This is a genomic window from Rhodococcus sp. 008, from assembly GCF_001682295.1.
Lineage (GTDB): Bacteria > Actinomycetota > Actinomycetes > Mycobacteriales > Mycobacteriaceae > Rhodococcus_F > Rhodococcus_F qingshengii.
Map to the genome: position 1 here is coordinate 545,425 of NZ_CP012749.1, position 23,930 is coordinate 569,354.

Below are 23,930 nucleotides of genomic sequence, written 5' to 3' on the forward strand. Positions count from 1 at the left end.
GGGCGCAGGATGGGAAGGACCACCCTGCCGATCTCAGGAGCATTCGCGAATGTCCACAGCACTGACTCACGCAGAAGACACACAGATCACAGCTTCCAACGGGCGGATCGCACTGGAGCCGAACCCCCGCCGAATTCGAGCCTTCTTCGCTGGTCACGCCGTCGCAGACACCACTCGTTCGGTATACCTTTTCGAACGCGGCCGCCTGCCGATGTACTACATCCCCCTCGCGGACGTTCGTACCGAATTCCTCGTCCCGACGTCGACGACCACCCATTGCCCATGGAAAGGTGACGCCACCTACTGGACGATCGAGATCGGGGATCGCCGGGCCGAGGACGCCGTCTGGACCTACCCTGAACAGTTCGACGGTTCCCTGGATCTGAGTGAGTACGTCGCATTCTATTGGGATCGCATGGACGCCTGGTACGAGGAGGATCAACAGGTCTTTGTCCACGCCCGCGATCCATACGTACGTATCGACGCACTCCCCTCGTCCCGCCACGTCCAGGTTTTTGTCGGCGACGTACTGGTCGCCGAGACGAGACGACCCAGACTGCTCTTCGAAACCGGACTGCCCACGCGGTACTACATTCCGAGAATCGACGTTCACAGCGAGTACTTTGCGCCGTCCCCGACCACCACGGCCTGCCCCTACAAGGGCACTGCGTCGTATCTGTCGTTCACCGGCACAACCGAACTCGCTCCGATCGAGGATCTGGCGTGGTTCTATCCGTTCACTACCGCCGAAGCGTCCGGGATCGACGACCACGTGTCGTTCTATCCCGAACGCGTCGGCAAGATCCTGGTGGACGGTGCCGAAATCTGAAAGGTGCTGGAGCCGAGAAGGTGTGGGTGCTTACCCCACTGCAACAGGGGATTCCGGGATTCGCAGTTCAGCCGTCTCCAGTCGGCGATCATGCACCCACACCATCGCCGTTGCAACGGAGAAGACCAACCCGGCGATGCATACTCCGTTCCAGCCGTACGACTTCCACACCACTGACCCCACCGCCGAGCCCACGGCAGCACCGACGAAGTAGGTGGTCATGTACACGGAATTCACACGCGAACGTGCTTCGGGGACAAGGGCGTAGATCACGTTCTGGTTGCTGACGTGCACTCCCTGCAGCGCGAGGTCGGCAAGGACGATGGCAACGAGAAACCACACCACGTGGGTGGCACCGGCGACAAAGGGAAGCCACGACACCAAGAGAATCGCGATGGCGCCGCCGGTCGCCAGCTGACCCAATCCCCGATCGGCCAGTCTGCCCGCCACCGTCGCCATCAAAGCTCCCGCCACACCGAGTAGTCCGACCAAGCCGATTTGAGTGTCGCTGTAGCCGAATTCGCCGGACAGAAGAAAGGCCATCGTCGTGAAGACGGTGCTGACAGCAGCAAAAGCCAGTCCGCCCATGGCCGATCGGGTTCTCAGGCGCGGCAAGGTCGCAGCCAACTTCCCTACCGAAGCGAGCGTTGCGCGGTAGCTTGCCTTCGGGCGATCTGCGGAATCGGAAGGCAGAGATCGCCACAATGCCACGGCCATCACCACCATCAGCACCGCCGCAACCTTGTATACCGTCGACCAACCTCCCAGTCCGGAGAGGACGCCGGCAACGCTGCGCGCCAGCAGGATTCCGATCAGCAGTCCGCTCATGATCGTGCCGACCACCTGACCGGACCTCTCAGGTTCGGCCAGTGAGGCGGCAAACGGAATGAGCACCTGGGCGGCGACCGAAAAGACTCCAGCGACAGCGATTCCCACTGCCAGCGTGGCAAAGTTGGGCGCAAATCCGCTGACCGCTTGACCGGTCGCCGCCAGCAGCATGAGCCCTACCGTCAGCTTGCGTCGGTCCACCATGTCGCCCACCGGAACCAGAAGTATCAATCCGAGTGCATACGCGACCTGCGCGATGGTCACCGTCGCGGCCGCTGCGGAGGCCGACACATTCAGGTGATCTGCGATGGAATCGAGGAGTGGCTGGTTGAAATAGTTACCGCCCGCGCACAGGCCCGTCGCCGCAGCCATCAGCAGCACTATCGGTAGTCCGAGCCTCGGACGCGCGTCGCTTGAAATCATGTCGTCAAGCATGACCGCCTACACCGACGCGCGTCCAATAGATAGATATGCATGATCTATCTCCAGAAACGATAGATTGGTGCAATGGAACTACGTCACATCCGCTACGCCCTGGCAGTCGCGGAAGACAGACACTTCAGCCGAGCAGCGTCGCGGTTGCACGTTTCCCAGTCCGCCTTGAGTGCCCAGATCAGAGACCTCGAAAAGGAACTGGGAGTCGAATTGTTCAACCGGAACAGCCGAAACGTCGGCCTGACTGCTGCAGGCGAGGTTTTTGTCGCCCGCTCCCGCGAGGTACTCGGCGCCGTGTCGAGACTCGTCAGTGATGTCTCGGCACGGAGCAACGAGCAAGTGCGGTTGACGGTCGGCACCATCACCTCGGCGGGGCGCGTCGACGTCGGACGCGCCCTGGCAGATCTGACACGGCGCCACCCTGCAATCAACATCACCGCGCGACCGTACGGCAGTGAAGTAGTTATCGAGGGAGTCCGGTCCGGTGCAATCGACGTCGGCATTGTCGGATTGGCCGCAGGTCGCCTACCCAAGAGCTTTGCCGCCGCACCGCTGTGGAGTGAACCCACCGCAGCGTTCGTTGCTCCTGACCATCCCTTCGCCCAGGCTTCGTCGATCAGGCTCGAAGACCTACGCGATCACACTCTCGTGGACTTCGCCTCCGGCAGCGAGGCCCGTGTCCAAACCGACCAAGCCTTCGCCGAATCACAGGTCCCTCGGGGAAAAACACTTGAAGCCAACTCGGTAGACCTGATCTGTTCACTGACCGCCAACGGCCTGGGCGTAGGTTTGCTCCCCCAGTCCATGAGCGCCCTGCACCCCGAATTGGTCTGTATTCCGATCACCGATGCGCCGCATCGGATCGTCCACGCAATCACCGAACCCACCCATTCGTCGGCGCTCGCCCGCGAGTTCGTCGAACTACTCGCAGCGCAGTTCGCTACTTGAGCAGTTTCGACATTCGCCTGTCCGCCAACGGTTTACCGCCGGTCTGGCACGTCGCGCAGTATTGAAAAGAGCGCTCCGCGAACGACACTTCGCGTACGACGTCACCGCACACCGGGCACGGAAGTCCGGTACGAGCATGCACTCGCATCCCCGAGCGTTTCTCACCTTTGAGCCGGGCCGCGTCCTGACCTTCCGAACGCTCGATCGCGTCGGCCAGCGTAGATCGCATCACGGCATACAACGTCGAAATCTGATCCGGCGTCAGCCGCGACGAGGTCGCGAAAGGCGAGAGTTTCGCGGTGTGGAGGATCTCGTCCGAGTAGGCGTTCCCGATACCGGCGATCAACGACTGCTCGACTATCGAGTTCTTGATCCGCGCCGACGTTCCGCCCAGAATCTGTGCGAACTCGGCTTCGGTCACGGCCATCGCGTCCGGCCCCAACCGGGCGATGCCCGGAACCTCCTGCGGATCGTTCACGACCCAGACGGCGAGGCGTTTCTTGGTGCCGGCTTCGGTGAGATCGAATGCCGGCGTCAACCCTTCGGGTGTGAAGAAATGAACGCGCAGCGCCAACGGCCCCTTCCCCGGCTTCGGCGGCGTCGCCGATGGATTGTCCAGCCAGCGCATCCAGCCGGCACGGGAGAGATGCGTGACCAACCACAACCCGTCGCAATCCAGAGCCAGATGCTTCCCGAAGCGGGCGGCGCCCGTGACGTCACGCCCCTGCAGAGCGGTGATCGGCGGATCGAAGGTCTTGAGCACACTCAATGCAGCGATGTCGACGCGTCCCACCACTGCGCCGACCGCGTGCTGACGAAGGAACCCTGCCAGCGCTTCCACCTCGGGTAGTTCAGGCATGGCAACAGACTAACGCCGACCACGGACACTCACAGCGCGCTCAGTCCGTTTCCGTCTGCAGCACCACCGAATGCCCACCGCGTGCCTTCGCGGAGTACATCGCCCGATCCGCTCGCCGCAGCAGAGTCGGGTAGGTGACCAGCGCATCATCCGCTGATTCGAAAGGCCCTGCGATCTTCGCGATTCCGACGCTCATCGCCACCTCGGGATGATCGGGCGAGGTGATCGTCGAACGGAGTAGCTCATGTTCGAGTCGATGGAACGAGCGTTGATCGACCGAATCGACGATGACGAACTCGTCGCCGCCTATCCGTGCGATCAAGGCCGCCGGGCCGGCGCATTCGACCAGTCTCGATCCGACTTTTTCGATCACGGCGTCACCGACGGTATGTCCGTACTCGTCGTTGATGGCCTTGAATCGATTGATGTCGACGGCGGCGACTACCAAGAGCGCCGAGTGCGTGTACGACCGCTCCAGCAACAGTCGTACTTCGTCGGCCAGTCCCCTCCTGTTGAGCAGTCCCGTCAGTGGGTCCAATTGCGAGTTCAACGCGTCGGTGCCGAGGATGGAGAAAATGAACTGACAGGCAAAGGGAATCACGTAGATTGCCGCGCCGACCAGTACTACCAACGCGACCAGAACCGGAACATCCACATCGTTTTCGACCACGGCCGTACGTGTCACGATGCCGATGACCACGACGAATACCCACAACATGTGAAGGCTCTGTATTCGAGCATTGTGGAAGAACGCGATGTATCCGCCGATCACCGAGAACATCACGGCGTGTGCCAGTGCTGCAAGTGGATTGGAGTACAGCAGCATTGCGGCCGCTATTCCCACTTCCGAGTAGAGCACAAAGGCGTAAGACCAGGAACGGGAGAGATTTCGCCTCGTCGAGAGGGCGACGGCCATCATCACGGTTATGACCATGATGACTGCGTTCGCGGAGCGCGCGTGCGCAGTGGTCGGTCCCTGTGGACTGAAGCGAGTGAGGAACATGATCACGGTGACCAGTACCAACGAGCAGACGACGAGAAACCGCGAGGCGACGGTCAACCCTTTGTCCGCGAGATAGCGATTGAAGGTGTCGAATTGGTCCGGACGCCGATACCAATCGACAAGTTGAGAAGAGATCAGCCGGAACGCGGGACCCGAGAGCGGTCGTCGAGACGCCACGGCGTCCGAACGCTCAACACTCTCGGCAGATTCCATAGGGTCAGGGTAATCCAGTCAACTCCCCGCAATCAGACAATTTTCACTGTTTGCCGTCCCACATCACAACCTGATCGCCGCCGGCGGCCTTCGCGCGGTACATCGAGGCATCGGCTACTCGAAACAGTTCCGTCAACTCCTCGTCGGAAATAATCGACGACCATTCGGCAGAGGTGATCGCGACTCCGACGCTGGTGGTCACTACCGGATCACGATCGTCGATTCGCAAGTGCCTTCGCAGATTGTCTTCGAACGCAGGCGCTGCGCCGACGTCTATCGTGTCTACCAACACGAACTCGTCCCCACCGAATCTGGCGAAGAGCGCCTTCTCGCCGCCGCACCACCGCAGTCGATCAGCAATCTGGCGAAGTACGAGATCGCCTTCTTCGTGCCCCTGTGAGTCGTTGACGCTCTTGAACGAATCGACATCGACAATCGCGACGACATACGACGACTTGCTCGACGCATGCCCCGTCGCCCCCATTTCGACAACAGCTCGCTGCAGCCCGCGCCGATTCAGAAGCCCTGTCAACGGATCCACATCCGAACTGTCCGCGTCGGAGCCGAGAAGTGAGAGGACGAACTGGCAGGCGAACGGGATGACCACGATCCCGGTGGCGATGATCAGACACAGTGCGGTGGCCAACGCAGGATCCGCGTAGACCGCAACCTTTCGGCCGACCACTGCCAGAACCACGATGGACAGCGCGATGTGAACCGCCTGGAGTCTCGCGTTGTGAAAGTACGCGATGTAACCACCGATCAGTACGAAGAGCACACACTGGATCAACCCGATGAAAGGGTCGTTGTTCAAGAACACACCGACGAATACGCCGACCTCGCAGTAGGCGACAAAGAAGTACGACCACCGACGCGTGATTTCGGGCAGAAGGCAGAAGAGCACGATCACCGCAATCGTGACGGCGATGATAACGGCGTTGACGACGCTGGTGACGTGGTTGTGCACGCCCGCGTCGCTGAAGCGCAGCAGAGTCATCGCAATGATGACCGTCGTCAGCGAGCCGATGACCAGCAATCGGACAGCTAGCTCCAGGCCCTTCGTGGCGAGGTATCGATTGAAACTGTCGAATTGATCAGGACGCCGATACCACTGAACCAGAAGGTCGAAAGCCGACTTCACAGCTGATTTTTCACGGCCACGCGGCGCGGGCAGAATCGACTGCAGTCGGTCCTGCCCGAACGATGTCATGCGCAGATCATAGGTGCGCAGACCGTCGCTCGGGATCAAGAGTGCAGGATCGAGGCGGCAAATTCAGGGTCGGTTGTCAGCGCCGAACGAGGTACGTATCCATGATCCAACCGTGCTTCTCACGCAACTCCGCCCGGCGAGCGACGATCCGATCTTCGACGTCACGCAGTTTGCCGGAAATCAACTCCTCGTCCGGGGTCCCGAGGTACGCGCCCCACCAGATCTCGGCGTCGTTTTCGCTTACCTGAGTGAAGGTGCAATGCGCGTCGAGCATCACGACGGCATTGTCCACGCCGTCGGGCAATCCCTCGGCCAGTTTGCGGCCGGTCGTGATGTGGATGGGTTCGCCGATTCGGTTGAGGACGATTCGGTGTTGTGCAGCCAGCGACTGCACGCTGGTGATTCCCGGGATGACGGAGTAGTCGAACGAAACTCTCCCGCGAGCGAGCACGCGCTCGACGATCCGCAGAGTGCTGTCGTAGAGGGAAGGGTCACCCCAGACGAGAATCGCGCCGACGCCAGGTTCGGCCGCGAATTCCGCTTCGAATTTCGCGGCCCGACGCTCGTGCCAGTCCTCGACGACTCCCTCGTAATCGGTGGGGGTTCGGTCCCGCGGCGGGTCCGTGATCTCGACCACCTTGTAGTCGAGGTGAACGTGCTCGTCGAGAATGCCGGTGCGCAAGTCGACCAGGGCCTGCTTCTCGTCACCCTTTCCGATGATGAAGAAGGTATCGGCCCTGTTCATGGCCTTGATCGCCTGAACCGTCACCTGGTCGGGATCACCAGCACCGATACCGATCACCAAGAGTTCGCGCATGTGCCGAGGCTATATTGCCGTGCGCCTTTATTAACCGCCGGAGGTTAATAAAGGCGCACAGCAGGGCAGGCCCTAGACTGATTCCCGTGACTGTCTCCACTGCTTACGAAGACCTCCTCCGGCTCGTCATGGAGACGGGTACCGCCAAATCCGATCGAACCGGAACCGGCACCCGCAGCATCTTCGGTCACCAGATGCGTTTCGATCTTGCCGACGGCTTTCCGCTCGTCACCACCAAGAAGGTCCACCTCAAGTCGATAGTCAACGAACTCCTGTGGTTCCTGCGCGGCGACTCCAACGTGGCGTGGCTGCACGAGCACGGCGTCTCCATCTGGGACGAGTGGGCCGACGAGAACGGTGAACTCGGCCCCGTCTACGGCGTCCAGTGGCGTAGCTGGCCCACCCCTTCGGGCGAGCACATCGACCAGATCACGCAGACCGTCGAGACTCTGCGCTCCAACCCCGATTCGCGGCGGATCATCGTTTCGGCGTGGAACGTCGCCGACATTCCGCAGATGGCCCTGGCGCCGTGCCACGCTTTCTTCCAGTTCTACGTCGCCGACGGCAAGCTCTCCTGCCAGCTGTACCAGCGCAGCGCCGACATGTTCCTCGGCGTTCCGTTCAACATCGCCAGCTACGCGCTGCTCACCCACATGATGGCCCAGCAGGCCAAACTCGACGTCGGCGAGTTCGTCTGGACCGGCGGCGACTGCCACATCTACGACAATCACGTCGACCAGGTGACCGAGCAGCTCGGCCGCGAACCGCTGCCGTTGCCGACCCTGAAGCTGAACAAGCGCGACTCCATCTTCGACTACACCTTCGAGGACGTGGAGATCGTCGACTATCAGCACCACCCCGCGATCAAAGCCCCGGTAGCGGTCTGACGATGACCGATCGCACAGTCACCCTCATCTGGGCGCAGGCCCACGGCGGCGTCATCGGCGCCGACAACTCGATCCCGTGGCGCGTGTCCGAGGACATGGCTTACTTCAAACGCGTCACCATGGGCCATCCGGTAATCATGGGGCGGCGCACCTGGGACTCCATTCCATCGAAGTTCCGTCCGTTCAGCGGGCGTCGGAACATCGTCGTCACACGCGATCCGCAATGGCACGCCGAAGGCGCCGAGGTAGTCCACAGGCTGGACGACGCCCTGGCGTTGCCGGACGGTGACGTCTTCGTCGTCGGTGGCGGGCAAATTTATTCGGCTGCACTGCCATTCGCAACGCATCTACTGGTGACCGAGATCGACCTCGACGTCGCCGGTGATGCTTTTGCTCCCGAGATCGGCCCCGAATGGAACCTGAAATCCGACGAGCCCTGGCAGACCTCGGAGAAGAGCGGCCTGCGCTTCCGCTGGTTGGAGTACACGCGCTGACCGACTTCCGCCGATAACGAGGCACCTCGCGAGTGAGTCGGTCATACTCCAAGAAGGACATTCACCGCTTCCGAGAGGTCTTCGATGGACAAGAAGTCACTGACCGCTCTCGCTCGCCAACAGTTGAAACTGGCGGGCTCGGCGACCAGCGGTCGCAGTTCACAAACCGTCTACGGTGGCCACCAGCGCAGCCTGCGACAGACGGTGATCGCGCTGAGCGCCGGCAAGAGCCTCGCCGAACACGACAGTCCGGGCGAAGCCACATTGTTGGTCCTGAGCGGGAAGCTGAATCTTGTGTGTGGGAGCGACCAGTGGAAAGGATCCACGGGTGATTTCCTGACCGTCCCGGCCGACCGGCACAGCGTCGAAGCGCTCGAAGACGTTGCATTTCTACTGACCGTCGCCATGAAGGGCTGAAATCGGTAGCGTCTTCCGCGTGAGCGAAACCGTGATCGAAGTGTCCGTCGTCGCAGCCCCGTCCGTACTCTGGCCCGCGCTGCGCGACCCGTCGCTGATTCGACGTTGGTTCGGCTGGGAGTACGACGGACTCGACGACGAAATCACCCAGATCTACTCCACCGCTGAGGCCGACCCCGAAGCGTTGACGCTGAAACTCGGAAACGGCGACCGTTTCTCACTTCGCGAACAGGACGGCAAGACGGTCGTCCGCATCGATCGGCCGGCCAAATCTGCCGACGACGACTGGTACGACGACATCACCGAGGGCTGGACGACATTCCTCCAGCTGCTCAGATTCGCAGTGGAGCACCACGGACTGGCCGAGCGTAAAACCATTTATCTCGACGGCCTTCTGCTCCCCGGTGAGAACGTGGCAAGCGTCCTCGGGTTCACCGAAATCGAATTGGAAGCGGGAAGTCGGTACGCGGTGACAATCGCTCCCGGCGACTATTTCGAAGGCGTAGTCGACTACGTCACCGACCACCAATTCGGGTTGACAGTCGAGGATCTCGGCCCTGGCCTGCTGTCTGTCGCCACCCAGTCGGTGACGGCGCAGCGGCCCGACGGAGGCATGTCCATCCTGCTGACCACCTACGACCTGAGCGATGACGAGTTCGACGAGATCAAGCATCACTGGTCGTCGTGGTGGGAAGGTCGCCGCCAGGAGAGCTGACGTTCGGTGAGGCGATATGCTTCGACCATGGTCGAAGCTTCGGGTCACAGTCCGGCACGTACGTTCGGCGAGTTGCTCGACCGCCTGGGCGATTCCAATGCCGACATACCGACACTCCACCGCCTGCTCGAGGCGGTCCTGGTGGTCGGCTCCGGCCTGGACCTCGACCTGACGCTTCAACGGATCATCACCTCTGCGACAACGGTTCTGGATTGCCGCTACGGCGCCCTGGGGGTCGCGGCGCCGGGGGGCGGGCTCTCGGAATTCGTGTACGAGGGAATCTCCGGGTCCCAACGCGCGACCATGGGACATTTCCCCGAAGGTCATGGCGTGCTGGGTGTTCTGATGAATCACCCGCAGACTTTGCGTGTGGCCCATCTCGGCGACCATCCCGAATCGGTGGGATTCCCCGCAAATCATCCACCGATGGAGAGCTTCCTCGGAGCGCCGATCATGATGCGGGGAAAGGTGTTCGGAAGCATCTACCTGACCGAGAAACGGGGACAGGCCGAGTTCACCCAGGAAGACGAGGTCATTCTCGAAGCCCTCGCCATCGCAGCCGGTATCGCTGTGGAAAACGCCCGACTGTTCGAGCAGTCACGAACTCGTGAAAGATGGCTCACCGCAACATCTGCCATCCGCTCGCGGTTGCTGGCCGGTGACTCGCTCGAGGACGGCCTGCAACTTCTTGCCAGTCGCGTTCGGGACCTGACCGGCGTCGACGACGTGATCGTGGTGATCTGCGAGAACGGTTACGCACAGGTTCACGCCGCGGCCAGCGCCCGGACCACGTCACGTGGAGTCAGAATCCCGGCGACCACTTATCCGTTCGACGTGGTGCGGAGCACTCGAAAGCTACAGGTACTCACCACTTTAGGCGCACTCACCGAACTGGTGCCGTCGGCTGGGAGTGCGGTCGTGGCACCGATGTGCGTCGCCTCGGGTGTAGTCGGCGCGGTCATCGTGGCGTCGAATTCCACCAACACACACTGGGATCACGACGAACTGACCCGGATCGAGTCGATGGCCGAACTCGGCTCCGTTGCAATCGAGTTCGACGAGAAACAAAAGGCGCAACGCCTGTTGTCCGTTCTCGCCGACCGCGACCGCATCGCACGAGACCTGCACGACAACGTCATCCAGCGACTGTTCGCGAGCGGAATGAGCCTGCAGAGCACGCTTCCGGACGAGACCCTCCCGGAGTCGGCGCGCGCGATTGTCAAACGATCTCTCGAACAGCTCGACAAGACAGTCCGCGAGATTCGGACAACCATCTTCGATCTGCAGACTCCGACGGCCACCGATTCGTCGAGCCTGCGCCGACGCCTCCTCGATGTCATCGGCGACGCCACCGCACAGTCCGCTGTGACCCCGAGCGTCCAATTCTCCGGCGCCATCGACACTCTGGTGAATCCCGGGATCCACCAGCACGCCGAAGCCGTGCTGCGTGAGGGGTTGAGCAACGTCCTTCGGCATGCACACGCACGCCACATCACCATCGCTGTCACCGCGGACGTCGAATTTGCGATCACGATCGAGGACGACGGCGTCGGACTCCCCTCCGACTTCCACAAGAGTGGACTGCACAATCTGGAGCGCCGCGCCGAACATTGCGGCGGTACGTGCACGATCGTCAATCACGATCCGAGCGGTGCACGCCTGCTCTGGCGAGTACCGCTCGGTCGCACCAACTCGAATCGACCGAAATCCGGTCGTTAGATCCTAGCGACTGCCGCTACGGATTTCGGTCGCCAGCACCGCAGCCTGAGTACGACGCTGCATGCCCAGCTTCGAGAGCAGACGCGTCACGTAGTTCTTGACCGTCTTCTCCGCGAGGAACAATCGCGCGCCGATCTCCCGGTTGGTGAGCCCCTCTCCGATGAGGTCGAAGACTGCTCGCTCCTGATCGGAAAGTTCGGCCAACGGATCAGCTGTGCGGTCGCTGCGGATCCGCTGCATCAGCGCCTCGGTTGCACGACTGTCGAGCAGTGAACCGCCGCGCCCGACTGTGCGGACTGCAGCGACCAGATCGGTTCCGAGAATCTGCTTGAGGACGAATCCCGAGGCGCCCGCCATGATCGCGTCGAGCAACGCCTCGTCGTCGGCGTACGACGTGAGCATCAGGCAGCGGAGGTCGGGAAGCATCGAGCGGAGTTCTCGGCACAGTTCGACGCCGTTGCCGTCAGGCAGGCGTACGTCCAGAACAGCGACGTCGGCGTTGCTCTGCGGTACGGCGGCCAGCGCTTCCCCCACGGACGCCGCCTCGCCCACCACCACGAAGTCCTCGACCCCACCGAGTAGGTCGAACAATCCGCGTCTGACGATCTCGTGATCGTCGACCAGGAATATCCGCGTTGTCATCGAACCCCTCCAAAAGACATCTCACGTCGAACGGTACCGGAGACGGTGGACTCAGAACTCATGGAATGCATTCTCTTCACTTGTTGACGTGCCGGACGATGAGAACCGGGCAATCCGCGGTGTGCAGGAGCGCCCGACTGGTCGATCCGAGGAGCATTCCTGCGAATCCGCCGCGCCCGCGACTGCCGACGACTATCAACTGCGCCGTCTCCGCGTATTCGCTCAGGACTCGGACCGGACGGTCACGCGCGACGACTCTTTCGACGACGACGTCCGGGTAACGCTCGGTGAATCCGGCCAATTGCTCGGCGAGGACAACTTCCTCACCCGTCTGGATGCTGCTCCACAGGGGGTCGTCGGGGGTGGCGCCCAACGAGGGCTGCACACTCACGTCGCTCCACACGTTGACGGCAATCAAGGTGGCGCCCCGCGCGGAGGCCTGCTCGAAAGCGTGCTCGACTGCCTCGATGCTGCTTTCGGATCCATCGACACCGACGACGACGGGGCCCTCGGTCGGCGGTCGACCGTCGAGCGTCCGTCCTCGGACAACTGCAACCGGAGATTCGCCGTGCGAGACAACCGAGACCGTCGCAGAACCGACGACCAATCCGGTGAATTCGCCGTGCCCGCGAGGGCCGAGCGCAATGATGTACGCGCCCTTGGACAATTCGATCAGGCGATCGGAGACGCTGCCGTCGAGTAGTTCGGTGACGATCTCGAGGTCGTCGTCGATGCTTTGCCGCGCGAGAATCTGTGCGCTGTCCAGACGAGCGGTGGCAGTGCGCCGCAGTTCGTCCTTGAAGCTCTCGGCGAGGTAAGGCTCGGAGTAGTAGAAGGCTGGGATGTGCACCACCGTCGCGATGTGGAGTGGTCGACCGAGCGCCACCGCGGTCCTCGCCGCCCAGACGACAGCCGACGACGCCGATTCCGAACCGTCTACCGCTACGACGACGGGTTTGGTTGCACTCATGTTCGTCCCTCCACAATCGACCACAGAATCTCTTCGCCCTCACACTATTGCCCAATGACGGCAAAAAGGATTCATCAGCCGACGCGAGTCCCGAATCGGACATTGGGTGTTCGGGTGGACTGCGGCAACGGCCCCGCCAACATCCCTTTCGGGCGTCAACGAGGCCACCGGTGCCGGATTCGCACGCAAACCCTGGCTACTCGATCCACGTTAGGTGAAGAACCCGACCGGTCAGAAGTGAAAAAAGTCCTGTCAACAAGCGCCCAAAATCGGGTTTCGTACGCAGGAGATCCTGAACCACTCGCTCTGCTGTGCGCCTTTATTAACCGCCGGCGGTTAATAAAGGCGCACAGCAGGGTCAGTCACAAATCTTGCGGAACTTCTCGATCAGCTGCACTCGGCCGTTGCGGTCGGCCGCCAACGGCGTGACGTTGAGCGTCGTGACACCGGCTTCGGCGAAGGCTGCGACGCGTTCCTTGACGTAGCTCTCGGGACCGATCAACGACACTGCGCGAACCAGTTCGTCCGGCACTGCTGCTGCGGCTTCGTCCTTCTTGCCCGCGAGGTAGAGATCCTGGATCTTCTCGGCGGCCTCTTCGTAGCCGTAGCGCACCGCGAGATCGTTGTAGAAGTTCTTGCCCTTGGCGCCCATGCCACCGATGTAGAGCGCAAGGCTCGGGCGTACCCAGTCGAGCATGTGGTCGACGTCGTCACCGATGGCCAGTGCCGGCGACGCGTACACCTGAAGCTCACCGAGGCTCGGATCGCGCTTGGCCTTGCCCTTGGCGATCGGCTCACCCCACACGCTTGCTGCCTTCTCCGGATGGAAGAAGATAGGTTCCCAGCCTTCGGCGATTTCCGCCGTCAGCTCGACGTTCTTGGGTCCGAGCGAAGCGATCAGGATCGGGATGCGCTCACGCACAGGATGATTGATCAGCTTGAGCGGCTTTCCGAGTCCGGTGCCCTTCTCGGCGGGGAGGGGAACCTGGTAGTACTTGCCCTGGTACTCGACCTTCTCGCGGCGCCATACCTGACGGCAGATCTCGACGACCTCACGTGTGCGTCCCAGCGGAGCGTCGTACTTGACGCCGTGGAACCCCTCGATCACCTGCGGTCCGGAAGCGCCCAGTCCCATCACGAAGCGACCGTTGGAGACGAAGTCCAGGCCCGCCGCCGTCATGGCGGTCAACGAAGGGGTACGGGTGTAGATCTGAAAGATTCCGGAAGCGAGTTCGATGGTCGACGTCTTGGCCGCCAGGTAACCGAGCTGGCTGACGGCGTCGAAGGAATACGCCTCCGGGACGAAGGCGATGTCGAGGCCCGCCTTCTCCAGGTCACCGACCTCTTCGACGGTTTCGGCGAACCCGCCGCTGTAGTTCAAACCCATACCGATACGCACGTTGTAACCCCAATCCTGACGATTGCTGCCGTGTGCGATGCGCACACGAGCAGTGGTACTCCCATCGAACACTTACTCACATCGAACACTACGGAACCTGAGTCCGCATTCATGTGACTACCCCGTTCATATTCGATGACCGAAATGAACGGGGCAGTGGGAGAGCCTGTCGAGGGTCAGGATTCTTCGGGGCGAACCACCATGACGGGGCACTTGGCCGAAGCGATCAGGGTGTTGCTGGTCGAGCCGAGCAACATGCCGCGGAATCCACCGCGACCACGGCTTCCGACTACGACGAGCTGCGCTTTTGCCGACCAGTCCAACAGCCGTCCGCGTGGGTTGTCGAGGTATACCTCGCGCCGGACCTTCACGTCCGGGTATTGCTCGGACCATCCAGCCAAGCTCTCGCTGAGTACCGCGTGCTCTTCCTCTTCGAGAGACTGCGGGGCAAGCGCAGCGGCCCTCGGGTCTTCGAATGCCGCACTGCCAAGGTCACTCCACACGTGCAACGCCACCAACTCGACTCCGCGGAACGACGCTTCCTCGAAAGCCGCACCGACGGCCTGGGCGCTCAACGCGCTGCCGTCGACGCCGACCACTACGGGTCCTTCCGAGGGCACCGCACCATCGCGGTCCCGAACGACGATGACCGGACACTTGCCGTGACTGGCCACACCGACCGCGGTATTGCCGAGGACTGCTGTCGCCGCCTTGCCTGACGCCGACGCTCCGACAACGACCCGCCTGGCCTGTGCCGAACTCTCGATCAGCCACTGAGTTGCGCTGCCGATGGCGATTTCGGTGTGAACTTCGAGTTTCGGATCGATCTCACGGGCGAATTGTTCCGCCTCTGCCAAGATCGCTTTTCCGGCCTCTTCGACCCATTCGTACACCCCACCCGCGTCGACGTACGGTCCGCCGAAACCGTAAGGCGCGAAGTCGAGAGCGTGGATGATGTCGAGTCGCAATTCGCGCTGGGCGGCGATTTTCGCGGCCTCGCGGAGCGCTGTGGACGCAGTGTCCGAACCCTCGACTCCGACAACAACACTGTTATGTTCGCGTGAACTCATGTGCCCACCTTCCTGAAGAAGTAACCGAGCCACTTTCACTCTAACCATCCCACTTGTCCGGCTTTTTTGGGGTCGCCCCCTCTTCATTTCGGGGACTTAGGTCCCCGAAACTGTTGACGGATAGGAGAATTAGCAGAGCAATCAGGACCAGGTGTGAACAGGATCTCCCGTCCGCATGTTCTCCACGTAACCGCGGAGCATTCCGGTGAGCGCAGTCGAGCGGTCCGCGCCCGAGGCCTCCGCGTGCGCCACTTGCTCGCGTTGCCAGGCGGCACCGGTCTGCCGATTCATGCACCGCCCTTCGATCACGCCGAGGTACCGATCGCGGGCCGCGGCGGACAATCCGAAGTCGGCCAAACCCTCGTCCGCCAACGGCAGCAGCCTTCGCAGGACCAACTCGTCGGCACCGACCCAACCGATCTCCGGCCAGTACAGGGTGGCGTCGAGTCCGTACTTGGCGCCGATGTGCAGGTTCTCTTCTGCCGCATGGAACGACATGTGCGACCACAGTGGCCGCTCCGCGTTCACCAATGCGCGAACGGTTCCGTAGTAGAAGGCCGCATTGGCCATGATGTCGACGACGGTCGGCCCGGCCGGCAGCACCCGATTCTCGATACGCAAGTGCGGCTTGCCATCCGAGCAGTCGTAGACGGGCCGATTCCAGCGATAGACCGTGCCGTTGTGCATCTGAAGCTCGCTCAACTCCGGAACCCCGCCCGCCGCGAGCACTTCCAGCGGATCGGTGTCCGAGACATCAGGGAGCAGCGCCGGGAAGTACCGTGAATTCTCCTCGAACAGGTCGAGAACCGAATGGATCCACCGCTCACCGAACCACACTCGCGGTCGCACACCTTGGTTCTTGAGCTCGAAAGTTCGGGTGTCCGTTGCCTGTTCGAAGATCGGAATGCGTGATTCGTGCCAAAGCGCCTTGCCTGCCAGGAAAGGAGAGTTGGCCGCAAGCGCCACCTGTACTCCGGCCAGACACTGCGCGGCATTCCAGTGCGCTGCGAATTCTTCCGGCGCGACGCGCAGGTGCAACTGCATGGACGTACATGCCGCCTCCGGCACCACCGAATTGGTGTCGGCCCGAAGGGTTTCCACGTCGCCGCCGGGTAGCGCGACACCTTCGACGTCGAGTTCGATGTCCTCTCCTCGCGCGGCAAAAATTTGCTCGTTGAGCAATTCGTAGCGCGGGTTGGCGGTGATCCACTCTCGATCGAGATGCTCGAGCTGCAGTGTCGGCAGCATCCCGATCATCACCATCTCGGCGTCGTGCGCGTGGATTCGCGCGTCTGCGACGTCGAGGGACGCCCGCAGTTTCTTCTCCAATTCGAAAGTTGCATCACCGGTGAGTGGGCCGGGCTCGACGTTCATCTCGACGTTGAACTGTCCGAGCTCGGTTTGGAAAACCGCAGAGTCGTCGATGGATTCGAGCACTTCACGGTTGGACATCGCGGGCGTCATGTCGCCGGTCACGAGGTTGAACTCGATCTCCATGCCCAACAGCGGAGCGGGCTTGTCGACGGCGTCTCGGAAGTCACCACCGTCGAGCATCTGCTTCATGGCGTCGACGCACGAGCGCACCTTCTTACGAAAGAGCCTACGGTCGGCTCTGGTGAATTCTCGCGCCGTGACCTCTGCACCCATTGCGCATTCCCCCTTCGACGATCAACGTCACTGAAGGCTATCCGTCCGGTGTCACCGACAAACGAGAACTGCGGTGGCACCGGGAAGAATTTCCCGACGCCACCGCAGTTCTCCGAAAGTTTCTTCTACGAGTTGTCGACCCAGGTGACAGCTACGCCGCGAGCCTGCAGCCACGCTGCGGGATCGACCTTTGCGCCGTTCTCGGCAACCTCGAAGTGCAGGTGCGGGCCGGTGGACTGGCCACGGTTACCCACGGTGGCGATCTGCTGGCCGGCGTTGACGCGCTGGCCGACGTTGACCTGGTAGTCGTTGACGTGGCCGTACGTGGTGACCGTGCCGTCGTCGTGCTGGACGCGGACCCAGAGGCCGAAACCTGACGCCGGGCCGGCGTCGATGACCTGGCCGTCGGCTGCAGCCAGAATCGGCGTACCGATCGGAGCCGCGATGTCGAGGCCGCCGTGGTGTGCTCCCCAGCGCGAACCGAAGGTTGAGGTCAGCGTTCCGGACACCGGCTGCACGGTACGAGCTGAGGTGCCGGGGTTGATCCCAGCGAGGAACTGCTGTGCCTGCGTGTTGAGGTCGGCAGCAAAATCGGGAAGCTCGGGGATGTCGAGAGCCGGAAGTGCCGCCAATTCAGCCGGAACGACAACGCCCTCGGGGAGCAGACCCTGCGGGATTTCGATTCCGGCGATGGTCTGTGTTGCCGGCGCCGCAGCAGCGGTTCCTGCGCCCATCTGGCCTGCACCGACGAGGAGTGCACCGGTAGCCGCAGCTACGACACCTGCCTTGACACCGGCACCAGGGCCAGCCGACGGGGTGCGGTGGCGGCCGCTTGCTGCCTCGGGATCGATCTCGAAGACAACATCGTCATTGCCCGTGCGGTGGTGGTTTCCCACAGTGTGTACTCCGTCAGTCGTCGGCGTGCAGCGTCCTTCTGATGAAGCCCGCTCCTCTGTCTGCCGAAGAATGTAACAGTTTGATCAAGGCGGCCGCCACCGTTACCCGATCTTGACCAAAACTATTTGTCGCCGTTCTGTCGGCTGGCGTCCAGTTCTGACTTGAATGCGTCGTATCGTGCCCGGTGAGCGGGTCGACGCCGGATGATCGCCCACGCGATGCCCAGAACCACGAACCAGATCGGCGTGACGAGAAGTGCCTGCAGGGTGTCGTCCTTGGTTGTCAGTGCCCAGAGAATGAAGACGAAGAACGCGAGCACGACCCAGCACATCACGATGCCGCCGGGCATCTTGAACTTCGACGCCTCGTGCAGGTGCGGACGACGCTTCCGGTACACCATGTAGCTCGCCAGGATGATCGTCCATACGAACATGAACAGCAGCGCCGAAATGGTCGTGACGACGGTGAAGGCCTCGATCACGGAATCGCCCGAGAACAGCAGGATCAACGACGCCAGCAGGAAGATGCACGAGAACATCAGGGCGTTCGCGGGGACCTTGCGTGAGTTCAGCTTGCCGAGGGCCCTCGGTGCGTCGCCCTCCTGCGCAAGGCCGAACACCATGCGCGAGGTGGAGTAGATACCCGAGTTGGCCGAAGATGCCGCGGAGGTCAGCACGACGAAGTTGATGACAGATGCAGCGATGCCGAGGCCGGCGAGTGTGAACATGGCGACGAACGGACTCTTGTCTGCGCTGATTTCACGCCACGGAGTCACCGCGATGATCACGGTCAGTGCAACGACGTAGAACAGCAGGACACGAATGGGGATGGAGTTGATGGCCTTCGGCAGATTCTTCTCCGGGTCCTTGGCCTCGGCTGCCGTCGTACCGACGAGCTCGATACCCACGAAGGCGAACACGGCGATCTGGAAGCCGGCGACGAAGCCCATGAATCCGGTCGGGAACATCCCGCCGTCGTTCCAGAGGTTGTCGATACCCGAGGTGGCACCGTTCGGCGCCGTGAACCCGGAGACGACCATGACGATGCCGACGACGATCAGGCTGACGATGGCGATGATCTTGATCAGCGCGAACCAGAACTCGGTTTCACCGAAAGCGCGAACGGTCGGGAGATTGAGGAGCAACAGCGCCGCGATCGTCAGCAAAGCAGGAATCCACGCCGCGAGCCCTGGCCACCAGTACTTGAAGTACCCGGAAATCGCGATGACGTCCGCGATGCCGGTGACGATCCAGCAGAACCAGTAGGTCCAGCCGGTGAAGAATCCCGCCCAGGGGCCCAGCAGATCCGCGGCGAAGTCGGAGAACGACTTGTACGCCATGTTCGAGAGCAGCAGCTCCCCCATCGCCCGCATGACGAAGAAGAGCATGAATCCGATGATCATGTACACGAAGATCACGGAAGGCCCGGCGAGCGAGATCGTCTTGCCCGATCCCATGAACAGTCCGGTGCCGATGGCACCACCGATGGCGATCAGCTGGATATGCCGGTTGGACAGCTGACGTGAGAGGTGGGGGTCTTCGCCGGACGGCTTCGTCAGGTCTGGTGTATTCGCGTGGTCGGACACGGAGGATCCCCCTCGTCGTTCGGTTCATCCGGGGCATCGAAATCGTGCCCGTCGGGGGAACCTCGGAAAATGTGCTCTCTCAAAGTACGCGTGCACTGGCTCACATCACGCATCGGAAAGCGGACGCCGATAACCTGTCGAGGTGAACACTGACAGCACGGCCCATCAAGACGGACATATCGCCGCGACGCTGTTCGATTTCTCCGGAACCCTCTTCCGTTTGGAGGAGAGCGACGATTGGACCGAGCACCTCGTCGATCACCAAGGCGATCCGCTCGACGTGCACGCTCAAGCCGAGCTGATGCGTCGGATGACCGCGCCGGTGGGCAGAACCGTGGAGATGGACGAAGCGGAGATCTACGCGTGGGAGAACCGCGACCGGGATCCGAAGTTGCATCGTCAGGCTTACCTCGACGTGTTGAGTAAGTCCGGGGTGCCCGATCCGGTTCGGGCCGAAGCTTTCTACGCCCTGCTGGTCGATCCGGATCAGTGGTCGCCGTACCCGGATACCGGCGAGGTCCTGAAGTCACTGTCGGAGAAGGGCATACGCACTGCCGTCTTGAGCAACATCGCCTTCGACATCCGTCCGGCGTTCGCCGACCGCGGCTGGGACGTCTGGGTCGACGAGTTCGTTCTCTCGTTCGAGGTGGGTGCAGTCAAGCCTGAACCGGCGATCTTCGAGTACGCCCTCGCACAACTCGATGTGGATGCGGCGCAGACTCTGATGGTCGGTGACAGCGACATCGCCGACGGCGCTGCCCGTGACGTCGGTTGCCAGTTCGCACTCGTCGATCCCCTGCCGACGACCGAACGCCCGCACGCGCTACTCGACGCAGTGCGGAAGTTCGGGCTTCTGTAGGGAGCGCTCAGACACCTTCGGTGAGTTCGCGCAACGACGCGTAGCGCTCGCGCACGTGGGGAGCTGGTTCGGCGTCGAATCGTCGCTCTTCCGGTTTCGGCCACACCGGCGGCTGCGTGTCCCCGGACAGTGCCCATGCTGCTTGCCTGCATGCCCCTTCGGCGACGTACTCACCCGGAGCAGGGATCACGACCGGCACTCCGAGAATTGCCGGCGCGATCTCACAGAGAGCGCGCGACTTCGCTCCGCCTCCCACGAGGAGAACTCGCTTCACCTCGACGCCTTGACGAACCAGGTCGTCGACGCCGTCGGCCAAGCCGCACAGGAGCCCTTCGATTGCGGCTCGTGCAAAGTGCGCAGGCGTCGAGTTCTGCAGCCGGAATCCGTGCATGGCCCCCGTGGCGTCAGGGCGGTTGGGCGTCCGTTCACCCTCGAAGTACGGAATCATGACCAGCCCGTCGTTTCCGAGGGGCGCCGTCGACGCCAACCGCGACAGTTCGGCGTGATCGACACCGAGAATGGACGCCGTCGCATCAAGAATGCGCGCGCCGTTGAGAGTGCACACCAGCGGCAAGTGCAGGCCGGTTGCGTCCGCGAATCCTGCCACGTTCCCGCCGGGATCGTGCGTGGGGGTGGCCGATACAGCCGAGACGACGCCGGATGTTCCGATCGAGATGATCACGTCACCGGGAACTGCTCCCAAACCCAGTGCGGCTGCGGCATTGTCACCGGTGCCAGGCCCGACAATACCTCCGGAACGTGTACTTCCGATCTTTTCGTTCGGCGATGCAACTCGGGGAACATGCGGGGTTCGACCGCGAAATGCCAACGCCAGCAAATCTTTACGATATTCGCGCGTCGAGGCAGCATAATAGCCGGTTCCACTGGCGTCGCCCGCGTCGGTAACAAGCTCCTCGATCGAGCCGGACCCACCCAACTTCCAGGACAACCAGTCATGCGGAAGACACACCGCGGCAGTGCGATCGGCATTGCCGGGTTCGTGATCTGCCAGCCATCGAAGCTTGCTTGCCGTGACCGCGGCGACCGGAACTACACCAACTGCGTCGGCCCACGCCTTGGGTCCGCCGAACTCTTCGACCAGATCGGTCGCAGCCTTCGCCGACCGAGTGTCGTTCCACAGCAACGCCGGTCTGACAACCTCGCCGCCACTGTCCAGACACACCATGCCGTGCTGTTGAGCTCCGACCGATACGGCTGCGACGTCGCCGAGCCCACCCGCCGCGGCGATTGCACTGTCCATCGCCTCGAGCCAGCATGCCGGATCTATCTCGGTACCGACGGGGTGCGCCGCCCGCCCTTCTCGTACCAGCTCTCCCGAATCGGCATCACGGACAATGACTTTGCACGACTGGGTAGACGAATCGATACCGGCTACGAGGGTCACACTGGCGTCCTTTCCGAAGGACCGTCAGCTCGCGTTGGCGACCGCGGGCATCCGGTTGCTGCGCTTACGCAGCGATCGCACATATTCTGCGCGCTCGGTCTCCGTCATTCCACCCCAGATGCCGTACGGCTCGTGGACGGAGAGTGCGTGTTCGCGGCACTGCTGGAGTACAGGGCACGTCGCGCAGACCTTCTTGGCGTTGCGTTCACGGTTCTCGCGGGCGTGTCCACGCTCGCCGTCCGGATGGAAGTACACCGCGGAATCGTGCCCGCGGCACGCTCCCTGCAGCTGCCAGTCCCACACTTCGGCGGTCGGGTACGGCATCGGAAGGTGCTTGTGCATGATGGCGACCTCAATTCCTTACTCGGGTGACACGGATTCGGGTGACTCTGGGCTGACGCCGGGTCGGACTTATCGACGCCTGACCGATTGGCCGAGTCGATGTGCACAGACTGTTGCGAGTTCGCCGGTGACCGGCGGAGTCAGCGCTACGACGCCGTCGTCGAGAATTGCCTGCAGCCTGCGGAAATACTCGTCCGGGGCGAGGCCGAAGGTTACAAAGATCTCTTCGTCAGGTCCACCGTCGAACTGCTGCCACTTACGTGCGAACTCGACGATCTCTTGTGTATCCGTGCGGCTCATCAGGTTCTCCCCTGTTTGTGCGCCCTGCTTCACAGAAACTGCGACTCGTCTCCTCGGACGCCCGTGGCAGTGAGTCAAGACACAGACTATGCCTACTTCTGCTTTTTCACAAGACCTACTTACGTCTTTTTGTGGACAAAGTATGCGAACTTTCGCACGCTGAAGTTACCGACGAGGAATGCTTGAATAGGACAATGACCCGACCGTCCACGACTCCGGCTACCGCGGGAGAGGTATTCACGCTGATACGCAGCGGTTCCGCGACCACGCGCAGCGAGATCGGGAAGCTCACCGGCCTGTCCAGGACGGCGGTATCGGCCAGGGTTGCAGCACTTCAATCGCTTGGTTTGATCGCCGATGACGACGAGGGCCCGTCGACGGGCGGCCGGCCGCCGTCCACTCTCACCTTCGCGAACTCGTCCGGCGTGGTTCTCGTCGTGGCAATCGGTCGATCGCGGGCACAACTTGCCGTCACCGACCTGGCGGGCACGATCCTCGCGGCAGAAGACATCGACAAGTCGGTCGGGGTCGGCCCCGACGAACTGATGCCCGAAATTGCCGAGCATCTTTCGTCACTACTGGCCCAGGTCCACCGCGCGTCTACCGAGGTCATCGGAATCGGACTGAGCATTCCCGGAACGGTCGACGTCGCCGCGGGAGCAAGCCTCGACTCTCCGATGATGGCGGGATGGGACGGAGTCGCGCTTGCCCCCTATCTGGCATCGGTGACCACGGCTCCGCTGTTCGCGGACAACGATGCCAACGTGATGGCTCTGGCCGAATTGAGCGAGCGACGCGAGAGTGCGCCCAACCTCCTGATGATCAAGGCGTCAACCGGCCTCGGCGCAGGAATCGTCATGGGCGGAGTCCTCCAACGCGGTTCACTCGGAGCGTCCGGCGAGATCGGGCATACCAAAACCGCTGCAGCGCGGGGCATGAAGTGTCGCTGCGGCGACGTCGGCTGCGTCGAAACTGTCGCCAGCGGTTGGGCTCTCGTGCATGCCCTCCGAGATCAGGGCCGAAGCGTCGGTCACGTGCGTGATGTCGTCCGCCTCGCCCTGGACGGCGACAGCGAAGCCCGCCGGCTCATCAGAAGCAGCGGCCGACTGATCGGCGACGTCATTTCCGGCGCGGTCAATCTCCTCAATCCCGAGGTCCTGATCATCGGCGGCGACATGGCCGAGGCGGACGAACTCTTCCTCGCCGGGCTTCGGGAGTCCGTCTACGGCAACGCAACGGCGCTTGCCACCCGAAAGCTTCAGATCGCTTCGGTCAGCCACGGCGCACAATCCGGCATCCTCGGTTGTGCGGTTCTCGTCCTCGACCATCTGCTCAGCGCCAGGGAAATCGATCTGCGGATCGCGGCGTCACTCCACACGTGAGTCGCTGACTTCTCGCACGCTCCGCATCAAACAATCAGACTTTTCCGGCATCGCTTGT

24 protein-coding genes are annotated in these 23,930 nt (G+C 62.2%); 9 read left to right on the forward strand and 15 right to left on the reverse strand.

Going from position 1 to position 23,930, the window contains the following annotated elements:
• Positions 1-49 precede the first annotated feature (49 nt).
• Positions 50-829: a DUF427 domain-containing protein gene (locus tag AOT96_RS02485; RefSeq protein WP_042449057.1), complete on the forward strand. Its 780-nt coding sequence runs from the start codon at positions 50-52 to the stop codon at positions 827-829.
• Positions 830-859: 30 nt separating this feature from the next.
• Here AOT96_RS02485 and AOT96_RS02490 read toward each other — a convergent pair whose 3' ends face one another.
• Positions 860-2,092 carry an MFS transporter gene (locus AOT96_RS02490; RefSeq protein WP_042921334.1) on the reverse strand — a complete coding sequence of 411 codons (1,233 nt, stop codon included), beginning with the start codon at positions 2,090-2,092 and terminating at the stop codon, positions 860-862.
• A gap of 72 nt (positions 2,093-2,164) precedes the next feature.
• Here AOT96_RS02490 and AOT96_RS02495 point away from each other — a divergent pair, with 72 nt between their 5' ends.
• Positions 2,165-3,040 (forward strand): LysR family transcriptional regulator, encoded by an 876-nt coding sequence (locus tag AOT96_RS02495; RefSeq protein ID WP_007727651.1) that lies wholly within the window; start codon positions 2,165-2,167, stop codon positions 3,038-3,040.
• Here the strand turns inward: AOT96_RS02495 and AOT96_RS02500 are convergent.
• From AOT96_RS02500 to cobF, 4 genes are all read right to left on the reverse strand, one after another.
• Complete coding sequence (locus tag AOT96_RS02500; RefSeq protein ID WP_007727653.1) at positions 3,033-3,899, reverse strand: Fpg/Nei family DNA glycosylase; 867 nt, start codon at positions 3,897-3,899, stop codon at positions 3,033-3,035. The genes AOT96_RS02495 and AOT96_RS02500 overlap by 8 nt on opposite strands.
• 40 nt (positions 3,900-3,939) lie before the next feature.
• Positions 3,940-5,115, reverse strand: coding sequence for a GGDEF domain-containing protein (locus tag AOT96_RS02505; protein WP_054827286.1), 1,176 nt, complete (start codon positions 5,113-5,115; stop codon positions 3,940-3,942).
• Positions 5,116-5,158: 43 nt separating this feature from the next.
• Positions 5,159-6,325 (reverse strand): GGDEF domain-containing protein, encoded by a 1,167-nt coding sequence (locus AOT96_RS02510; RefSeq protein WP_223304416.1) that lies wholly within the window; start codon positions 6,323-6,325, stop codon positions 5,159-5,161.
• Positions 6,326-6,401: 76 nt separating this feature from the next.
• The gene (cobF, locus tag AOT96_RS02515; RefSeq protein WP_003946376.1) at positions 6,402-7,142 is read right to left on the reverse strand and encodes a precorrin-6A synthase (deacetylating); all 741 of its coding nucleotides are present in this window, start codon (positions 7,140-7,142) and stop codon (positions 6,402-6,404) included.
• An 86-nt stretch (positions 7,143-7,228) separates the two neighbouring features.
• Here cobF and AOT96_RS02520 point away from each other — a divergent pair, with 86 nt between their 5' ends.
• The 5 genes from AOT96_RS02520 to AOT96_RS02540 all read left to right on the forward strand — a co-directional run bounded on the left by AOT96_RS02520 (position 7,229) and on the right by AOT96_RS02540 (position 11,374).
• Entirely contained in the window at positions 7,229-8,029 is an 801-nt protein-coding gene (locus AOT96_RS02520) for a thymidylate synthase (RefSeq protein WP_065351256.1), read from the forward strand.
• A gap of 2 nt (positions 8,030-8,031) precedes the next feature.
• Entirely contained in the window at positions 8,032-8,523 is a 492-nt protein-coding gene (locus tag AOT96_RS02525; protein ID WP_065351257.1) for a dihydrofolate reductase, read from the forward strand.
• 84 nt (positions 8,524-8,607) lie between these two features.
• Positions 8,608-8,940 carry a cupin domain-containing protein gene (locus tag AOT96_RS02530; protein WP_003946336.1) on the forward strand — a complete coding sequence of 111 codons (333 nt, stop codon included), beginning with the start codon at positions 8,608-8,610 and terminating at the stop codon, positions 8,938-8,940.
• 19 nt (positions 8,941-8,959) lie between these two features.
• A complete protein-coding gene (locus AOT96_RS02535) occupies positions 8,960-9,655 on the forward strand; it encodes a hypothetical protein (protein ID WP_065351258.1) in 696 nt (231 codons plus the stop codon).
• A gap of 27 nt (positions 9,656-9,682) precedes the next feature.
• Positions 9,683-11,374 carry a sensor histidine kinase gene (locus AOT96_RS02540; RefSeq protein ID WP_042921348.1) on the forward strand — a complete coding sequence of 564 codons (1,692 nt, stop codon included), beginning with the start codon at positions 9,683-9,685 and terminating at the stop codon, positions 11,372-11,374.
• A gap of 3 nt (positions 11,375-11,377) precedes the next feature.
• Here the strand turns inward: AOT96_RS02540 and AOT96_RS02545 are convergent, their stop codons facing one another.
• The 7 genes from AOT96_RS02545 to cycA all read right to left on the reverse strand — a co-directional run bounded on the left by AOT96_RS02545 (position 11,378) and on the right by cycA (position 19,584).
• Positions 11,378-12,016, reverse strand: a complete 639-nt coding sequence (locus AOT96_RS02545; protein WP_003946380.1) for a response regulator — start codon at positions 12,014-12,016, stop codon at positions 11,378-11,380.
• Between the two features lie 76 nt (positions 12,017-12,092).
• Complete coding sequence (locus AOT96_RS02550) at positions 12,093-12,986, reverse strand: universal stress protein (protein ID WP_003946389.1); 894 nt, start codon at positions 12,984-12,986, stop codon at positions 12,093-12,095.
• A 358-nt stretch (positions 12,987-13,344) separates the two neighbouring features.
• Entirely contained in the window at positions 13,345-14,385 is a 1,041-nt protein-coding gene (locus AOT96_RS02555) for an LLM class F420-dependent oxidoreductase (RefSeq protein ID WP_007727670.1), read from the reverse strand.
• 176 nt (positions 14,386-14,561) lie between these two features.
• A complete protein-coding gene (locus AOT96_RS02560; RefSeq protein ID WP_007727672.1) occupies positions 14,562-15,455 on the reverse strand; it encodes a universal stress protein in 894 nt (297 codons plus the stop codon).
• 141 nt (positions 15,456-15,596) lie between these two features.
• Positions 15,597-17,102: a glutamate-cysteine ligase family protein gene (locus tag AOT96_RS02565; RefSeq protein WP_065351259.1), complete on the reverse strand. Its 1,506-nt coding sequence runs from the start codon at positions 17,100-17,102 to the stop codon at positions 15,597-15,599.
• 125 nt (positions 17,103-17,227) lie between these two features.
• Positions 17,228-17,998: a M23 family metallopeptidase gene (locus tag AOT96_RS02570; protein ID WP_003946431.1), complete on the reverse strand. Its 771-nt coding sequence runs from the start codon at positions 17,996-17,998 to the stop codon at positions 17,228-17,230.
• 122 nt (positions 17,999-18,120) lie between these two features.
• Complete coding sequence (gene cycA / locus AOT96_RS02575; RefSeq protein ID WP_003946351.1) at positions 18,121-19,584, reverse strand: D-serine/D-alanine/glycine transporter; 1,464 nt, start codon at positions 19,582-19,584, stop codon at positions 18,121-18,123.
• A 142-nt stretch (positions 19,585-19,726) separates the two neighbouring features.
• Between cycA and AOT96_RS02580 the strand changes: the two genes are divergently transcribed.
• Positions 19,727-20,443 carry an HAD family hydrolase gene (locus AOT96_RS02580; protein ID WP_047272587.1) on the forward strand — a complete coding sequence of 239 codons (717 nt, stop codon included), beginning with the start codon at positions 19,727-19,729 and terminating at the stop codon, positions 20,441-20,443.
• Between the two features lie 7 nt (positions 20,444-20,450).
• Here the strand turns inward: AOT96_RS02580 and xylB are convergent, their stop codons facing one another.
• The 3 genes from xylB to AOT96_RS02595 form a co-directional block, all read right to left on the reverse strand.
• On the reverse strand, positions 20,451-21,848 hold the full coding sequence (gene xylB, locus AOT96_RS02585; RefSeq protein WP_047272588.1) for a xylulokinase: 1,398 nt from the start codon (positions 21,846-21,848) through the stop codon (positions 20,451-20,453).
• Positions 21,849-21,872: 24 nt separating this feature from the next.
• Positions 21,873-22,190, reverse strand: coding sequence for a WhiB family transcriptional regulator (locus AOT96_RS02590; RefSeq protein ID WP_003946343.1), 318 nt, complete (start codon positions 22,188-22,190; stop codon positions 21,873-21,875).
• Between the two features lie 69 nt (positions 22,191-22,259).
• Positions 22,260-22,490, reverse strand: a complete 231-nt coding sequence (locus AOT96_RS02595) for a DUF3263 domain-containing protein (protein WP_030534904.1) — start codon at positions 22,488-22,490, stop codon at positions 22,260-22,262.
• 194 nt (positions 22,491-22,684) lie between these two features.
• On the opposite strand from AOT96_RS02595, the gene AOT96_RS02600 reads away from it, so the two are divergent.
• Positions 22,685-23,872: an ROK family transcriptional regulator gene (locus AOT96_RS02600; protein ID WP_003946405.1), complete on the forward strand. Its 1,188-nt coding sequence runs from the start codon at positions 22,685-22,687 to the stop codon at positions 23,870-23,872.
• Positions 23,873-23,930: the final 58 nt, after the last annotated feature.

Bases quoted from the DNA above. Each gene is read 5' to 3' on its own strand.
- AOT96_RS02485 (WP_042449057.1), top strand. From the start codon at position 50: ATGTCCACAGCACTGACTCACGCAGAAGACACACAGATCACAGCTTCC.
- AOT96_RS02490 (WP_042921334.1), bottom strand. From the start codon at position 2,092: ATGCTTGACGACATGATTTCAAGCGACGCGCGTCCGAGGCTCGGACTA.
- AOT96_RS02495 (WP_007727651.1), top strand. From the start codon at position 2,165: ATGGAACTACGTCACATCCGCTACGCCCTGGCAGTCGCGGAAGACAGA.
- AOT96_RS02500 (WP_007727653.1), bottom strand. From the start codon at position 3,899: ATGCCTGAACTACCCGAGGTGGAAGCGCTGGCAGGGTTCCTTCGTCAG.
- AOT96_RS02505 (WP_054827286.1), bottom strand. From the start codon at position 5,115: ATGGAATCTGCCGAGAGTGTTGAGCGTTCGGACGCCGTGGCGTCTCGA.
- AOT96_RS02510 (WP_223304416.1), bottom strand. From the start codon at position 6,325: ATGACATCGTTCGGGCAGGACCGACTGCAGTCGATTCTGCCCGCGCCG.
- cobF (WP_003946376.1), bottom strand. From the start codon at position 7,142: ATGCGCGAACTCTTGGTGATCGGTATCGGTGCTGGTGATCCCGACCAG.
- AOT96_RS02525 (WP_065351257.1), top strand. From the start codon at position 8,032: ATGACCGATCGCACAGTCACCCTCATCTGGGCGCAGGCCCACGGCGGC.
- AOT96_RS02530 (WP_003946336.1), top strand. From the start codon at position 8,608: ATGGACAAGAAGTCACTGACCGCTCTCGCTCGCCAACAGTTGAAACTG.
- AOT96_RS02540 (WP_042921348.1), top strand. From the start codon at position 9,683: ATGGTCGAAGCTTCGGGTCACAGTCCGGCACGTACGTTCGGCGAGTTG.
- AOT96_RS02545 (WP_003946380.1), bottom strand. From the start codon at position 12,016: ATGACAACGCGGATATTCCTGGTCGACGATCACGAGATCGTCAGACGC.
- AOT96_RS02550 (WP_003946389.1), bottom strand. From the start codon at position 12,986: ATGAGTGCAACCAAACCCGTCGTCGTAGCGGTAGACGGTTCGGAATCG.
- AOT96_RS02560 (WP_007727672.1), bottom strand. From the start codon at position 15,455: ATGAGTTCACGCGAACATAACAGTGTTGTTGTCGGAGTCGAGGGTTCG.
- AOT96_RS02565 (WP_065351259.1), bottom strand. From the start codon at position 17,102: ATGGGTGCAGAGGTCACGGCGCGAGAATTCACCAGAGCCGACCGTAGG.
- AOT96_RS02590 (WP_003946343.1), bottom strand. From the start codon at position 22,190: ATGCACAAGCACCTTCCGATGCCGTACCCGACCGCCGAAGTGTGGGAC.
- AOT96_RS02595 (WP_030534904.1), bottom strand. From the start codon at position 22,490: ATGAGCCGCACGGATACACAAGAGATCGTCGAGTTCGCACGTAAGTGG.
- AOT96_RS02600 (WP_003946405.1), top strand. From the start codon at position 22,685: ATGACCCGACCGTCCACGACTCCGGCTACCGCGGGAGAGGTATTCACG.